Source organism: Myxococcales bacterium, from assembly GCA_016712525.1.
Classification (GTDB): Bacteria; Myxococcota_A; Polyangia; order Polyangiales; family Polyangiaceae; genus JAAFHV01.
In genome coordinates this window covers 2,074,073-2,089,532 of sequence record JADJQX010000007.1, presented here as the reverse complement: position 1 = coordinate 2,089,532, position 15,460 = coordinate 2,074,073, and the positions used below count along the sequence as shown (strand labels likewise).

The window sequence follows — 15,460 nt, the reverse complement described above, 5'->3', positions numbered from 1 at the left end:
CCCGGCCGAGGCTCGCACGAAGGTTTCACGCTGGATTCGAGAGGCGAAGGAGCATCCGATGGGTTTGATCAAGCGGGTCGGCAAGCTGGTGATGGTCGGAGGGGTAGTGACCCTCGGCGTCGGGTGTCTCTCTCGTCCGGTCTCCAAGCAGGAGCCGACGACGAAGGTGAGCTTCACGACGACCGTCAAGCAGGCCGCGGTCGACAAGATCGACCTCCTCCTCGGCATCGACAACTCGCGCTCCATGGGCGACAAGCAGGCCATTTTGGCCGAGGCCGTCCCCGACCTCATCAACAGCCTCGTCACGCCGAACTGCGTCGACGACAACGGCAAACCCACGGGTGAGCGCGCCGACCCGGCGGCCCAAGAGGGCCAGGAGTGCAAGTCCGGCAAGGCCGAGTTCAAGCCCATCGTCGACATCCACGTCGGCATCGTGACGTCGGCCATGGGTGGCTTCGGGTCCGACTCGTGCCCCAAAGACGCGACGAACCCGACCGACGCGACGCTCAACTCGCACAACAACGACCGCGGTCAGCTCATCAACCGCTCCGGCGCCAAGGAGACGGCGATCGCGAACGCGCAGCCGTCGAACTTCCTCTCGTGGTTCCCGGCCGTCAAGCGCAACGAGTCCAAGAAGGCCTCCGAAGGCGCGACCCCGTACACCGCGGTGAACGACTTCAACCAGGCGTTCTCCGGCCTCGTCGGCGGCGTGAAGGAGTACGGCTGCGGCCTCGAGGCGCAGCTCGAGAGCTGGTACCACTTCCTCATCCAGCCCGACCCCTACGCCGACGTCGTCCGCGAAGGAAACGTCGCCAAGTACCAGGGCATCGACACCACGATCCTCAAGCAGCGCGCCGACTTCCTCCGGCCCGACTCGCTCGTCGCCGTGGTCCTCCTCACGGACGAGGACGACTCCTCGGTCGACCCGCTCGCCCTCGGCGGGCAGGGCTGGGCCTTCATGAACGCGACGTTCCCGGCCTCGGCCGGCGTGGCGGGCGCTCAGCGTGACCCGAGCCGCGGCGGCTCGACCGCCCCCAAGGGCACCACCGCCTGCGACTCCGACCCGGGCAGCGAAGCCTGCACCTCGTGCGGGTTCAAGAACGACCCGCGCGTTCAGAACGACGCCCGCTGCAAGGAGAACGACGGCTTCTACGGCAAAGCGGAAGACGACATGAACGTTCGCTTCCACAAGATGAAGAAGCGCTTCGGTGTCGATCCGCAGTACCCGATCAAGCGCTACGTCGACGGCCTCACCAAGTCGCAGGTGCCCGACCGCAAGTCCGAGCACGACGCGAACGGCAACTACATCGGCCAGGCCAAGTGCCGTAACCCGCTCTTCGCGAAGAACCTCCCCCAGACCGCGCCCGACGAGAACGACCCGGCGCTCTGCAACCTGGAGCGCGGCCCCCGGTCGCCCGACCTCGTCTTCTTCGCCGTCGTCGGCGGCGTTCCGCAGGACCTCCTCCACTTCGACCCGAACGACGCCGAGAAGAGCAAGATCACCAGCGAAGACTGGGTCAAGATCATCGGCAAAGACCCGGACAACTACAACCTCGAGGGCATCGACGCCCGCATGGACCAGTCCGTGGTCGCTCGCCCCGGTCGCCCGGCGCCGAGCAACACGCCCGGCAACAACGAGGAGGGTGGTCAGCTCCGTGACTGGGACACGAAGGGCCAAGACCTCCAGTACGCCTGCACGTTCCCGCTCAACACGCCGGTGACCTGCGGCGCGGCGAACCGCGAGACGTGCGACTGCGACGGCACCAAGAACCCGCCGCTCTGCTCGGCGGCCACCACCCAGTCGCGCGCGAAGGCCTACCCGACCACGCGCGAGTTCCGCGTCGTCAACGCGCTGAAGGACCAGGGCATCATCAGCTCGCTCTGCCCGATCACCTACAAGCCGACCGATAAAGACGTGAACGGCGCGCCGAACCCGCTGTTCGGCTACCGCCCCGCCGTCAAGGCGATCGTCGACCGCCTCAAGAACGCGCTCGCGAACCAGTGCCTCCCGCAGAAGCTCACGCGCGACGACAAGGGCGAGGTCGCGTGCCTCATCCTCGAGACGCTGCCCAACCCGGGCGACAAGTGCGAGACGTACGGCCTCAAGGCTCCCGCGCCGGAGATCCTCGAGAAGTTCCGCGAGAAGCAGAAGGAGCAGAAGGCCGACACGAACCTGACCGTCTGCCAGATCCCGCAGATCGTCACGCAGCCCGGCCAGACCTGCCAGAACAACGCGACCGACGCTGGCTGGTGCTACGTCGAGAACACCGCGACCGCCAAGGTCATCGGTACCTGCTCGCAGGCGATCCAGTTCTCCACGAAGGGCCAGCCCCCGCCCGGCGCGCTCACCGACCTGCAGTGCATCCAGCAGTTCGGCGGAGAAGCGACCGACGGCGGTAAGTGACGGGCCCTCGAGCCTGACGGCGTGCGGCGTGCGACTCTCGGGTCGCACGCCGTTCGTCATTTGGGGGAGCGGGTGTCGGACGTGCGCGTGCCGCCGAGGGCCCAAACGAGGGCGTTTCCCGCGGCAAAAGGGGAGAAGTGCCCTATTCTGCCTCGCGTGAACGAGCCTCCCAAGAAGACCATTCTGGTGATCGAGGACGAGCCTCACATCGTCATGGGCCTCCGCGACGCGCTCGAGTTCGAGGGGTTTCGGGTCCTCTCTTCGGGCAAGGGGAGGGAGGGAGTCCAGCTCGCCAGCACGCAGGCACCGGACGCGGTCATCCTCGATCTCATGCTGCCCGACATGAACGGGTACGCGGTCTGCGAGGAGATCCGCAAGCGGAGCCCCTTTTTGCCGATCGTGATGCTCACGGCGCGCTCCCAAGAGACCGACAAGATTCGCGGGCTCGACGCCGGCGCGGACGACTACGTCACGAAGCCCTTCAGCGTGAACGAGCTCATCGCGAGGATCCGCGCCATTTTTCGCCGCGCAGCGCGCCCGGCGCTCGCGACCGACGTCCTCGAGATCGGAGACGCGAAGGTGAACCTCGGCGCGCATACGCTCCGAGCCTTCGGCGAAGAGCACCAGCTGTCGTTCTACGAGGTCGAGCTCTTGCGGCTCTTGAGCGAGCGCGTCGGGCAGGCGGTGAGCCGAGACGAGATCCTCCAGCGCATCTGGGGCCTCGAGGCCACCTCGACCAACCGCACGGTCGACAACTTCATCGTCAAGCTTCGCAAGAAGATCGAGCGCACCCCCGAGAAGCCTGCGCACATCCTCACGGTGTACGGGTTCGGGTACAAGCTCGTGCTGGGCGCGGCCGGCTCATCCCCTGCCTTGGGGGGATAGATTGTCGAAATGATCCGGCTACTTATCGAGTGACGAAGACGACGTCGACGCGAGCGTTCTTCGCGCGTCGGGCCGTGTCGTTGGAGGCCACGATCGCGATGCGTGCGCCCGCGGACTCTCCGCGAAGGTGAGCCTTGGGGACCCCGGCGCGTTCGAGCGCCGCGAGCGCCGCCTCGACCTTGCGCCCGCTGGTGCTCGCGCCGGAAGGGTCGGCCTCGTGCACGACGACCTGCACGAGCACCTGCGGATGGGCGCGCGCGACCCGTGCGGCCGCGGCGAGGGACGCGGACGCGGCCTCGGTCAGGTCGGTCCCTCGGAAAGCGTCGTGGAGGGTCAGCACGACGCCGCGCTCGTCCCGTGTCGGTGACGGGCCCGGAGGGGCCTTCTGGGCGGCCTCGGCCGATAGCTCGGAGAAGAGCACGTCCGGATCCTCGGCCTTGTCGCGGCTGGCCGTGCGCGCCGCCGAGAGCGCGGCGAGGCATTTGACGCGGGCGATCGCGGCGACGTCGATCGGCTCCTTGGGACGGTCGGTGGACCGTGGTTTTCCGGCGATCGCGGACTCCGCGTCGGCGAGGGCGGCGTCGGCGTCGGCGAGCGCCTTGGCTTGCGGCGCGATGAGGCGCGCGGCGCCACAAAGGAGGGCGGCCTCGGCCGTGAGCGTGGTCGCCGCACGGAGCCGGGCGACGGCGCGACCCGAGTCCGTCTTTCCGCTCTCGGCGGGGAGGGCCGCCTCCCGCGCGACATGGAGCTTCTTTTCGAGGGTGTCGACCTCGGCGTCGACTCGCGCCCGCTCGTGGCCGAGGGCACGCAGCGCGGCCTCGTGTTTTCGTGCCGTGTCGGTCGCGTCGGTCTCTTCTCTCGTGGCCCGCGCGAGGCGCGCCGCGGCGTAGGCGCGTTGAATGGCGGCGATCGCGCGCTGGGCGCGGAGACTGGCCGTGACCTCGTCGCCCTCGGCGACGGCCTTCCGGGCCGCCGCGAGCTCGACGTTGGCCTCTTGCACGAACGTGGGAGCGAGCGATCGGGCCGCTTCCGCCTGGGGCGACGCGACCACGCCCTCGGCGGTGGCCACGTCGGGGACGTGCATGGTGGATGCGCCACCGCACGCCGAGAGCGTCAGCGCGGTCACGAGCGCGAACGTCGTGCGGACGCGGCTCATCGGGCCCCTCCCTTGCTCGGCGCGGCCTTGGGCGCGGCCTTGGGCTCGGGAGATTTGGGCTTCGGTGGGCCCTTCGGCGCCCCCTTGGGCTCTGGCACGTCGCCCGGAATGGCGGTCTTCGTGTCTTCTTTGGCGACGGAGCTCGTTCGGTCGGGGCTCCGCTTGCTCTCGTTCTCGAGCGCTTCGAGCTGGGCGCGGAGGCGGCCTGCCTGGCCGAGGCCCTCTTCGAGCTGGGCGCGCTCGCGATCGACCTGCGCTCCGGCGTCGCTCGCGTTCGCGCGGGTCGAGCTCGCCCGTGCCTCGGCGTCGGCCGCGCGGATCACGTCTCGGGCGACCTCGGCCCACGTCCGCGCGAGCCCGTCGCACAAACGAGCCCGAGGCTCGTCGCGCACCTCGCGCAGCCTCTTGGCGCGCTCGGCGGCTTCCTTCGAGCGCGAAATGGGCTCGCGGGCGATGCTCTTGCGAGGGCTCGCCTCGACCTCACGGAGGGCGGTCTCGGTGAGGGCGCGGTCGTCGTCTTCGGCGTGGGCGAACGCGCCGACCGACGTGACGGCCGCGGTGAGGGCCGCGACGACCCAGGGGCGAAAGGTGCGTGCGCGTGCGACAAAACGCATGCGAAAGCCGTACTTCTCCGCGCCGAGCGCCGTCAAGCGCCGTGTCGAAGCCGCGTCGAAAACGGACGCTCCCGGCCCGCCGAAGGTGGGGAAGCGCGCCCCCACGTGGGCACCGGAGGCCGGCCGCGCGGCCGGGATCCCTTGACCCTCTCGGTGGCTCGGCCGGATACTCGCCCCATGACCGACCGCGACGGCCCCAAGGCGCAGGCGCGGTCGTCGCCCGAAGGCGCGGGGCCCGAGGCCACGACCCCCGCGTTCGTCGCTTTCGGAAAATACCAGCTCTTTGCTTCGCTCGGGCGGGGCGGGATGGCCGACGTGTACCTCGCCGTGGCGCGCGGCCCCCTCGGCTTCCGCAAGCTCGCCGTCGTGAAGCAGGTCCGCGCCCAGCACGCGGCGAACCCCCAGTTCGTCGAGCTCTTCCTCGACGAGGCCCGCCTCTCGGCGCGCCTGAACCATCCGAACATCGTGCACACGTACGAGGTCGGCGAGCACGATGGCGCGTACTTCATCGCCATGGAGTACCTCGCCGGGGTCTCGCTCGATCGCGTGCTCCGGCGCGTTCGGAGGTCGCGACGCCCCCTCGACGAGGGCTTCTGTCTGCGCGTCGTCACCGATGCCCTCTCCGGCCTCGAGCACGCCCACACGCTCCGTGACTACGACGGGAGCCCCCTCGGTATCGTGCATCGCGACGTGAGCCCCCACAACGTGCTCGTCACCTACGATGGCCGCACGAAGCTCTGCGATTTCGGCCTCGCGAAGGCCAAACACGCTCAGTCCGTGACCGAGGTCGGGGTGCTGAAGGGCAAGGTCGCCTACATGTCCCCCGAACAGGCTACCTCGGGGCAAGTCGACGCGCGGAGCGACGTCTTCGCCATGGGGCTCGTCCTGTGGGAGCTCTTGGTCGGAGAGCCGCTGCTCTCGGCGTCGAGCGCAGGGCACACGCTCGAGAAGCTCGTGAGCGGGCCCATCCCTCGGGTCTCCACGCGCCGTCCGGTCGATTCGGCGCTCGACGGGCTCGTCGCGCGGGCGCTCGAGCGGAGGCCGGAGGATCGCTTCGCCTCCGCCGGCGAGATGCGTGACGCGCTCGAGGGCATCCTGCTCCGGCGCCCGTACCGCCACACGGACGTGGCCCGTGTCCTCGCGGAAGGCTTCCGCGACGCCCGCGAGCAGGTCGAGCAAAAAATCTCGGCCCACATGGGCATGATCGAAGCGGCGGCCGAGGGCAGCGAGCGTCGGGTCAAGGCCAAGGACACCGCGCTCCCCCCCACGACGCAGCTCAGCCGGCTCAGCGAGAGCCTGTCCGGGGTGAGCACCGTCAGCTCCATCGCCTCGATCCCACGAGGCCCCGTCGAGAGCGTGCCTCTTCGGGCGCCTCCGCGGAGCAGCGTGCTCCCTTGGGTCCTCGGGCTCGTGCTGCTCGGCGTCGTCGCCGTCACGGCGGTCGTGGTTGCGCTCGTCCCGTCGACGTCGGCTCCGCCGGGAGCGCGCGTCCCCTGACGTCCCCTCGCGGGTCGTGGTCGCTCCGGGCGCGGGCCGCGGCGTGCTTGCGTTCGCATGCGCCAGGCTTTAATGGGCCGTCGTGGCCGACCATCCCCGCGCATCCTGGGACGAGTACTTCATGAACATCGCGCACGAGGTCGCGACCCGCGCCACGTGCGACCGCAAGCACGTCGGTGCGGTGATCGTGCGCGAGCGCAGCATCCTGGCGACGGGCTACAACGGCTCGCTCCGAGGCCTCGCCCACTGCGACGACGAGGGACACCTCATGGAGGACGGGCACTGCGTGCGGACCGTCCACGCCGAGGCGAACGCCATCGTCCAGGCCGCGCGAAACGGCGTGCGGATCGAGGGCTCCACCATCTACGTGACGGCCTCTCCCTGCTGGGGCTGCTTCCGTCTCATCGTGAACGCGGGCATCGTGCGTATCGTGTTCGGCGAGTTCTACCGCGACCCGAAGATCTTCGAGTTTTCGCAGAAGCTCGGCCTCGAGCTCGTCGACCTCTCGTCGGCCGGGGGGCGCCCGTGAGCGCGCGCGAGGCGCTGCGCGTCGCCGTCGTGTCGGGGGGGCCTTCGAGCGAAGCCAACGTGAGCCGGGCCTCGGCCGCGACGATCGAGGCGGCCCTCCGCGCGAGCGGTCACGCCGTGACCCCGATCGAGCTCGACGCTCGAACGGCCGAAGGGCTCCGCGAGGGGGCCTTCGACGTCGTCTTCCCCATCACCCACGGGGCGTTCGGCGAGGACGGGTGCCTCCAAGGTGTCATGGAAGTGTGTGGTGTCCCCTACGTGGGCGCGAACGTGCTCGCCAGCGCCCTCGCGATGAGCAAACCCATGGCCAAGCTCGCGTTCGCGGCGGCCGGGCTCCCTCTCGCGCGTGGGCTCGTCGTCCGTCGTGAGGACGGACCGGCGGCGCTCGTCGCCGAGAGGGCGCTCCGCGAGGTCGGCTCGCGCCTCGTGGTGAAGCCCGCCGCCAACGGCTCGGCCATCGGCGTCGCCCGCATCGACGAGGGCGGCACGGTCGCCGACGTGGCGCGCGCCATCGAAGGTGCGCTCGCGGTCGACAGCGCTGCCCTCGTGGAGCATTTCGCGAAGGGGCGCGAGGTGACGTGCGGCGTGCTCGACCTCCATCCGGACGTGCGTCGCCTCGCGAAGGTCGGCCCGATCGCCGACGCCGACGGGCCGTTCGCCTTTCCGCCGACCGAGATCGTGGCTCCAGGTGACGCCTTCTACACGTACGAGGCCCGGTACGCTCCAGGGCGCAGCCACCACGTGTGCCCCGCCGCGCTGCCGCCGCACGTGCTCGAGAGCGTCCGGGACGTCGCGCGCCGCGCCCACCTGGCGCTCGGTGTGCGGGATCTCTGCCGGGTCGATTTCGTCGTCGGCGACGTCGCGGCTCCGGACGCCATCACGCTCCTCGAGGTCAACACGCTGCCGGGCTTCACGGCGACGAGCCTCTTCCCCGAAGCTGCGGGGGTGGCCGGGCTCTCCCTTCCTACACTCTGCGACCTTCTCGTGCGAAGTGCGCACGCTCGCGGTCCGACGCCCCGAAACGACGCGCGCGCCCTCCCGACCTGAGGGCCGCGGCGCCGCCGCATTCGGCGCTGGGTCGGCCTTCCCCGGGCCTTTACACGGGGAGGGCGACGACTCACACTTGATCGAACCGCGCGTCTTTTGCGCGCGTGGTCGGAGCCCGATGCCCCGCGACTCGCTCTTCGGAGAATCCATCGTCTGGTCCGGTCGGCCGACCGGGCGCAGCTCTCCGCGGGGCTCACGCCTCGTCGCGATCGGTTTTGCGCTCGCGTCGGTCATGTCGGTGGGGTTCGCTGCGGTCGCGCAGCTCGGGCTCCACGCGAGCGCCGGAGGTACGATCGCGTTCGCCGCGTGGTGCGCGACCCTCGCGCTCGCGGCGTGGCAGGGGCCTCGCATCTACCGGCAGAAGCTCGAGTACCTCGTCACCGACGGGCACGTGATCGTGCGGCGCGGAGCGTTCCGCCGCACCATCGACCGCCACGGTATCAGCTACGCCGTCATCCGTTGGAGCCCCGAAGCCCCTGGCACCGGAGACCTCGTGCTGGTGCGGGCCGTCCCGACCGGCGCGCTTCGACGAACCCTCACACTGACCCTCGTCGACGTCGACAGCCCCGACAAGCTCTGGGCCCGCATCCGCGGCGTCGCCGTGGCCACCCCCTTGGGTGACGGAGAGCGCCCGCTCGCGCAGCGGCTCGAAGAGGGCGAGCGTGTGCTGTGGTCGGGCACACCCGTCGCATCGACGTGGACCGCGCGGCGAGGGGTGTCGGCGGCGATCGCGTTCGTCCTCGCGCTCGTGGCCGCGCGCGCCATCTCCGGCTCCGTGCCCGCGGTGCTCAAGGTCTTGAAGCTCCACGCGCTGGCTCCCGCCGTGCTCGTCTTGCTCGTCGTCTCGGTGGCCATCGGGGCGCTCCTCACGGTCGGCATGGCGCTCGTGGTCGCCTACGGCGCTTGGATCGAGCCCGCGAGGCTCGCGAGGGCGACCCGGTATTTCGTGACGAACCGGCGGGTGCTCATTCGCCGCGGGAACGAGGAGCTGTCCTTGGATCGTAGGTGCATCGCCTACGTCATCACCGCGCCGGCGCGCCGCCACGACGATCTCTTCCTCGTCCTCGATGGCCCTCGCGCGCGAGCGCTCGCCGCGAGCGGCGCGTTCGGCGAGGGCCAAGCCACGGGGGAGCTCACCCCGGTGTTCAGCCAAATCGAGGACGCCGAAACGGCGTTCTCCGTGCTCCAGCGGAAGGGCACCCCCTCGCTCCCGCCCCCCATGAGCGACGCCGCCTAAGAGGCAAGCCCGAGGCGAGGCTTGTGGTATGCACGGAGCCGTGCTCGGCCCAGGAAGCGTGCTCTCATCGAAGTACAAGCTCGTTCGCCTGCTCGGCGAAGGGGGGATGGGAGCCGTCTTCGAGGCGACGCACCTCGTGCTCGGCACACGCGTCGCGGTCAAGGTGCTTCACGCCGACCTCGCGCGACGCCCGGGGCTCATCGACCGGTTCCTCCAAGAGGCCATGGTCGCCGCCCGCATCCGCAGCGAGAACGTCGTCCACGTGATGGACGTCGAGCGCAGCCCCGAGGGGGTCGCGTTCATGGTCATGGAGCTGCTCGAAGGCGAGCCGCTCGCGTCGGTGCTCGACAGGTCGCGTCGGCTCGACGAGCCCGTTGCGTGCGAGTACGCGAGGCAGATTTTGTCGGCTCTCGAGGCGGCCCACGCGCTCGGCGTGGTGCACCGCGACCTCAAGCCCGAGAACGTGTTCGTCACGTACGTCGGCCATCGGCCCGTGCTGAAGCTCATCGACTTCGGCATCGCCAAGCTCCGCCGGGACGAGGTCGGCGCGAAGAACCTCACCGTCGCGGGGGTCCTCATGGGTACGGCCGAGTACATGGCGCCCGAGCAGGCGTATTCGGCCGACACCGTCGACGTACGCGCCGACGTGTACGCCGTCGGGGTCATGCTCTACGAGATGCTCGCGGGGTCTCGGCCCGTCGCGGGAGACGACGGGCGCATCGTCGCGCTCAAGGTCGAGCGTGGCGAGGTGGTGCCCCTCGTGCACGCGCTCCCGTCCGTGCGGCCCGAGCTCGCCGGGCTCGTGCACCGCGCGATGGCCTTCCGCCGTGAGCTCCGCTTCGCGACCGCGACCGAGATGCGAATCGCGCTCGAGAACGCGCGTGACGGGCGCGCCTCGGCGATCGCGAAAGACCGCGTCGCCGAGATCTCCAAGGTGTCGACGGGCACCATGATGGGCGCCCCCATCGAGGCCGTGCTCGCGGCCCATCCGAAGACGGGTGAGCTCGCGGCGAGCCGTCCGCCTCGGGCCGAGGTCGGCACCGTCATGGGGGAGGTCTCCGCCCCGGTCCATGCCCCGAGCCCAGCTCATACGGCGCTCCCGGCTGCGTCGCCTGCCGCGTATGCCGCCCCGCCCGCTCCCTACGCGCCGCCGCCCGCTCCGAGCTCGCCCCCTCGAAAATCTCCTCCCTACCGGCTCCTCGGCGCCGTCCTCGCCGGGGCCCTCGTCCTCGGCGCCGGCATCGCCGCGGCGGTCGTGCTGAGTGACAACGGCACGCCGACCGTCTCCGTGCCCGTGGCGCCGCTCCCCACACTCAGCCCTACACCTACCCCTACGGACCCTCACCCCGCGACCGTGTCGCCGCCCCCTCCGCTCTCGCCCCAGGTGCCCACGCTGCTCGCCCCGCAGCCGCAGACCCCGACGCCGCGCCCGAGCGGGGCCCCCTCCACCGTCCCCACCCCCAGCGACGCCGGGACCACCCCGCCCCCCATGCCTTCGATCGTCTTCCCGCCGATGCCGTCGGTCATGCCGAGCTTCCCCATTCCGCAGGGCTGGCCGAGCGTGCCGGTCATCCCCGGGTTTCCCGTGCCGCCGTCCCCCGTCGCGCCCGGCACGCCCTCGGCGGGGTACTGATGCGCCTCGATCGCGCGCCCGGCGAGGGGTAACGTTCCGTCGTGGCCGGTCTCCCGCAAGCCCTCGCGCGGCACGTCGCGCGCTACCGCGAAGCGCTCAGCGTACCGGTGATGCGCCTCACTCTGGCGCTCGGGGCCCTCGTCCTCGTGAACGCGCTCCTGCTCGCCCGGGTCGGCACGTTGCCCGCGCGGCTCGGCGCCGTGGCGTTGCTCGTCGCCGGAGTGGGTGCGGCGATCGGGCGCCACCTGGTCGCGAAGGCGCGGTTCCGCGATCCTCGTCGTGTCCTCCGGGACGTGCTCGGGAAGGCCGCGCCCGCCGCGTCCGAGCGTGTGCTCCGGTCCCTCTCGTTGCTCGAGAGGGACGAGCCGGGCACGTCGCGGGCGCTCGCCGAGCTGCACGTCGCGCGCTCGCTCGCCGCGATCCCGGACACCGACGTCCTCGGGTATGCGCGTCGCAAGGGAAACCACCTGACGATCGCGGCCGTCGTCGCGGGCTTCCTCGCGACAGGCTCGTGCGGGACCAACCCCTTCGGTGTCATCGAGGGCGCGAACGTGCTCGCCGCGCGCGATGGGCTCGCCCCCGTGGGGTTCGTGTGGCTCGCCGAGGCCGAGCTCGAGTCGCGCCCCCCGGACTACCTCCACAAGGAGCCTCACCGGGACGCCCTCGGCGAGGAGCTCGAGCTCCATCGCGGCACCTTGGTGACGGTGCGTGGGCGCCCCGTGCACGCCGGGCGGAGGCTCGTCTTGACGGACGGGAGGGCCGAGGTTCCCTTCGTGGACGACGGCTCGGGCAACGTCGTCGCGCGGTACCCCCTCGCGGAGTCGGTCGAGCTCCGTGTCGCCGCGCGCTTCGGCGACGTGCTCGTCGAGGAGCCTCGAAAGAACGCCGTGACCTCGATCCCCGATCTGCCTCCGACCGTGGTCCTGGCGGGCGCTCCGCGGAGAATCTCCCTCACTCAGGACGCGGATTCTCAAGAGATTTCGATACGTTACAAAGCCGAGGACGACCACGGCCTGAGGGAGGTCCATCTCGTCCTCCGGGCGGGGGTACGCGAAGAGCGGCGTGTGCTCTCGCGCCTCGACGGAGAGACCCGCACCGACGCCGGAGGGTACGTTTTGCGGCCGCACGACGCCTTCCTCAAGCGGAGCCACGTGCCCGTCGAGGTGAAGGTCGCCGCGAAGGACAACGACCCGGTGACCGGGCCCAAATGGGGCGAGAGCGAGGCGTTCACGATCGTTCCGCCCGAGGTGGGGGAGCCCGAGGAGCTAAGGCTCGCGGCGCTCCGCGCGATGAGAAAGGCGTACGTCGAGGCCCTCGCCTACCGACTCTCGCACGGAGACAAAGGGCAGGAGCCGTTCGTCGCGAGCGACGCGCGTGAGCTCTCCTCCACGGCGAAGGCGCAGGTCTCCTCGCTCACGGAGAGCTTCGCGGGGCTCCGCGTGCCGAGCCGCTCCGAGGTGCGCGTCCGTGTGCAGCTCCGGAAGCTCGCCGAGGCCGAAGCGAAGGAGCTCGCGCGCCCCACCGTGGAGTCGCGTCGCGCCGCGATCGTCGCGAACGAGCGCGTGGTCTTGGTGGTCGACGCGGTGCTCCGCGGTCTCGCCGTGCGCGACGCGAAATCGGTGGCCCGCGAGCTCGCCGATGGAGCCGACGATCTGGCCCTCGGGGCGCTCAAGGCCCGCCAACCGAACGAGGGCGCCTCGGGCACGACCCGCATGGACGCCGCGACCTTGGTCGTCCGGGCGGGGGGCAAACACCTCGCGACGCTCGGCGCGCTCGGCGCCGATCTCGGCGAGATCGTCGAGTGCGCGCTCCTCCGCGTGGATCGTGCGCGTGCGGCCCAAGATCTCGTCCACGCCGAGCTCGCCGCGAAGGATCTCGCGGTCCGGTTGAGGAGCCCCGACCCGTCCTTCGGATCGCGCGGCGGCTCGGGCGGGGGAGCGTCCTCGAGCGGAGAGGGCGGTGGCGGCGAGGACGAGGGCAGCGCGGGCACCGACGCCGAGCAGGCGTTCGACGAGGCCGCCCACGATCTCGAGTCGCTCGCCTCGGACCACGCCGAGTCGATGGGCAAGGTCGATCAAGCGCTCGCCAAGGGTGCGAGCGACGACGACAAGAAGGCCCTCGCCGAGGAGGCCAAGAAACACGCGCAGGCCATCCGCAACGCCGTGACGGGCATGCCCTCGACCGGCGCCGGCAGCGACTCGTGGACGAGCAAGGGCGCGGCCGCGCGAGAGCTCGCGGAGCAGATGGCTCGCTCGCTCGAGGAGGGCAACGCCGCCGACGCCGTGGCCAGCGGAAAAAACGCGCAGGGCGCCCTCGAGGAGGCCCGCAAGCTCGCGATGCGCGGCTTCGGCCGCTCGCGCACCGCCGAGGACATGGTCGACGACGCGCAGAAGAAGCTCGCCCCCGAGGTGAAGTGGGCCGAAGAGAAGCTCGCGCAGCTCAAAAAGAAGGCCGCCGAGCGCGCGCGTGGCGACCTGGCCAAGCAGGGCGGCGAAGAAGAGCGCCTCGCCGACAAGGCGCAGGACGTTGCGAAGAAGGGCAAGGGGGCGCTGCCCGACTCCGCCCTCGACGAGCTTTCGAAGGCCGAGCACGCCGCGCGGGAGGCCGCCGCGGCGCTCAAACAAGGGGACGCCGAGCGTGGACAAGCGGCCCAGAGGGACGCCCAGCAGCGCCTCGAGGCCGCGAAGCGCGCGCTCGGCTCGCAGGACGAAGACTCGGGCAAAGGGGAAGGGCGGGGCCAGAAGCCCGCCGACGACCCCATGCCGATCCCCAAGGCCGACGCCCATAAAGGCCCGGAAGAATTCAGGAAACGTGTGCTCCGGGGCCTCGGTCAGCCCGGGGCGGGAAGGCAGAAAGAAGCCGTGCAACGTTACGCCGAGGGGCTCCTCCGATGACGCTCGCCCAGCGCGCCTTCGTGCTCGCCCTGTCGATCTTCGTGGTCGTCGCCATCGTGTCGACCAAGGGGATGCGCGCGGAGGCGCAAGAGAGCGTCGAGAAGGCCAAGCGGGCGTACGAGCTCACGACGCGGCTCGACCTCGACTACGCGAAGCGCGAGCTCGAAGGGGCCGATCCGGATCGGCCCGAGGTCTCCGTCACCAAGGGGAGGCTCGCGATCTACACCGGGGAGTGCGACGAGGCCGTGGCGCTCCTCGGCCGCCGCGAGCTCTCCGCGGACGACGACGCGAGGCAGCTCGCCGACGTGGCGCGAGGGTGTGCCCGCGTCACGGCCGCCGTGATCACGAAGACCGACGAGGCCCGCGCGATCGAGGTCAAATTCCAGGACGAGCACGACGTGGCGTTGTTCCCGCTCCTCGTCGAGACGATCGTCCTGGCCCGCGCGAAGCTCACCGAGGATCTCGGGGTCGACTGGCCCAAGCCGACGCGGTTCATCGTCGTCCGTGATCACCTCTCGCTCTCGGCGATGACCGGCCTGCCGTACGAGTCGGCTCGAACGACGGGGACCGTGGCCGTCGCCAAGTGGGGGAAGGTCACGCTGCTCTCGCCGCGCGCGTCGCGGCACGGGTACACCTGGCGCGATACGGTGACCCACGAGCTCACGCACCTCGCGATCACGCGCGCGTCGGCCGACCGGGCCCCTCTCTGGCTGCAAGAGGGCCTCGCGAAGCGGGAAGAGATCCGCTGGAGGCCGCCGTCGCCCTTCGACGACCGCCCGTCGCCCGAGGCGCTCGTGCAACGTGGCATCGAACGAAAGCTCGATCTCCCGCTCGACAAGCTCGGGCCGAGCATCGCCATGCTCCCGAGCGCCGACGCGGCGATGGTCGCGTTCGCCGAGGTCACGAGCTTCGTCCGGTATTTTGCCGACAAGGCCGGCCCGGCGGCTCTCCCCAAGCTGCTCGAGGCGATGAAGAACGGGCTCCCGGTCGACGCGGCCCTCAAGGCCGTGAGCGGCAAGGACCTCCCCGCGTGGGACGTCGAGTGGCGCGCGTTCCTCGCGAAGCGGCCGAAAGATGCCGCAGCCGCGGGGCCCATGGTCCTCGGCCACCCGCCGAAGGGGCTCGGAGACGCCCGCGAACGTGTGCGGCTCGCCGAGCTCTTGCTCGCCCAAGGTCACCCGGCCGAGGCGGCCCGCGAGCTCTCCCAGGTCTCCGAGGCGCTCGCGGACGACCCGGGCATCCGCGCCCTCCGCGGCAAGGCCCTCGAGGGCTCGAACCGGGCCGCCGAAGCCTATCCCCTGGTCGCCGAGCCCAAGGACGTGACCACGAGCCACGCGCCGTGGTGGGCCCTCCGCGGTCGGGTGCTCGCCGGGCGAGGCGATGGCGCTGGGGCAGCCGCGGCCTTCGTCGACGGCCTCGGAGAGGACCCGCTCGACCCCGAGGTCGCCTGCCGCACCCCCGAAACCGACCCCCGGAAGGCCGCCCCAGGGGGCCCCGAGGCCATTCTCTGCGAGGCGGCGCGGGCGAAGGTCACTCCGTACACGTTGGATTGACCCGGAACGAAC

At 70.9% G+C, this 15,460-nt stretch carries 11 protein-coding genes; 9 read left to right on the top strand and 2 right to left on the bottom strand.

What is annotated here, in order from left to right; genetic code table 11:
* The first annotated feature begins 58 nt into the window (after nt 1-58).
* Nucleotides 59-2,404 carry a hypothetical protein gene (locus tag IPK71_25905; protein ID MBK8217175.1) on the top strand — a complete coding sequence of 782 codons (2,346 nt, stop codon included), beginning with the start codon at nt 59-61 and terminating at the stop codon, nt 2,402-2,404.
* A gap of 213 nt (nt 2,405-2,617) precedes the next feature.
* A complete protein-coding gene (locus IPK71_25900) occupies nt 2,618-3,289 on the top strand; it encodes a response regulator transcription factor (protein MBK8217174.1) in 672 nt (223 codons plus the stop codon).
* Nucleotides 3,290-3,311: 22 nt separating this feature from the next.
* Here the strand turns inward: IPK71_25900 and IPK71_25895 are convergent, their stop codons facing one another.
* Both IPK71_25895 and IPK71_25890 read right to left on the bottom strand, forming a co-directional pair.
* On the bottom strand, nt 3,312-4,445 hold the full coding sequence (locus tag IPK71_25895) for a hypothetical protein (protein MBK8217173.1): 1,134 nt from the start codon (nt 4,443-4,445) through the stop codon (nt 3,312-3,314).
* Nucleotides 4,442-5,059 carry a hypothetical protein gene (locus tag IPK71_25890; protein MBK8217172.1) on the bottom strand — a complete coding sequence of 206 codons (618 nt, stop codon included), beginning with the start codon at nt 5,057-5,059 and terminating at the stop codon, nt 4,442-4,444. Before IPK71_25890 ends, IPK71_25895 begins: the two co-directional genes overlap by 4 nt.
* Before the next feature lie 177 nt (nt 5,060-5,236).
* Between IPK71_25890 and IPK71_25885 the strand changes: the two genes are divergently transcribed.
* The 7 genes from IPK71_25885 (at nt 5,237) to IPK71_25855 (ending at nt 15,448) form a co-directional block, all read left to right on the top strand.
* Complete coding sequence (locus IPK71_25885) at nt 5,237-6,556, top strand: serine/threonine protein kinase (GenBank protein ID MBK8217171.1); 1,320 nt, start codon at nt 5,237-5,239, stop codon at nt 6,554-6,556.
* Between the two features lie 82 nt (nt 6,557-6,638).
* Entirely contained in the window at nt 6,639-7,085 is a 447-nt protein-coding gene (locus tag IPK71_25880; GenBank protein MBK8217170.1) for a dCMP deaminase family protein, read from the top strand.
* Nucleotides 7,082-8,131, top strand: a complete 1,050-nt coding sequence (locus tag IPK71_25875) for a D-alanine--D-alanine ligase (protein ID MBK8217169.1) — start codon at nt 7,082-7,084, stop codon at nt 8,129-8,131. Before IPK71_25880 ends, IPK71_25875 begins: the two co-directional genes overlap by 4 nt.
* A gap of 118 nt (nt 8,132-8,249) precedes the next feature.
* Entirely contained in the window at nt 8,250-9,368 is a 1,119-nt protein-coding gene (locus tag IPK71_25870) for a hypothetical protein (GenBank protein MBK8217168.1), read from the top strand.
* A gap of 58 nt (nt 9,369-9,426) precedes the next feature.
* Nucleotides 9,427-11,001 (top strand): protein kinase, encoded by a 1,575-nt coding sequence (locus tag IPK71_25865; GenBank protein MBK8217167.1) that lies wholly within the window; start codon nt 9,427-9,429, stop codon nt 10,999-11,001.
* Between the two features lie 41 nt (nt 11,002-11,042).
* The gene (locus tag IPK71_25860) at nt 11,043-13,895 is read left to right on the top strand and encodes a DUF4175 domain-containing protein (protein ID MBK8217166.1); all 2,853 of its coding nucleotides are present in this window, start codon (nt 11,043-11,045) and stop codon (nt 13,893-13,895) included.
* A complete protein-coding gene (locus IPK71_25855; protein MBK8217165.1) occupies nt 13,892-15,448 on the top strand; it encodes a hypothetical protein in 1,557 nt (518 codons plus the stop codon). Before IPK71_25860 ends, IPK71_25855 begins: the two co-directional genes overlap by 4 nt.
* The last annotated feature ends 12 nt before the right edge of the window (nt 15,449-15,460 follow it).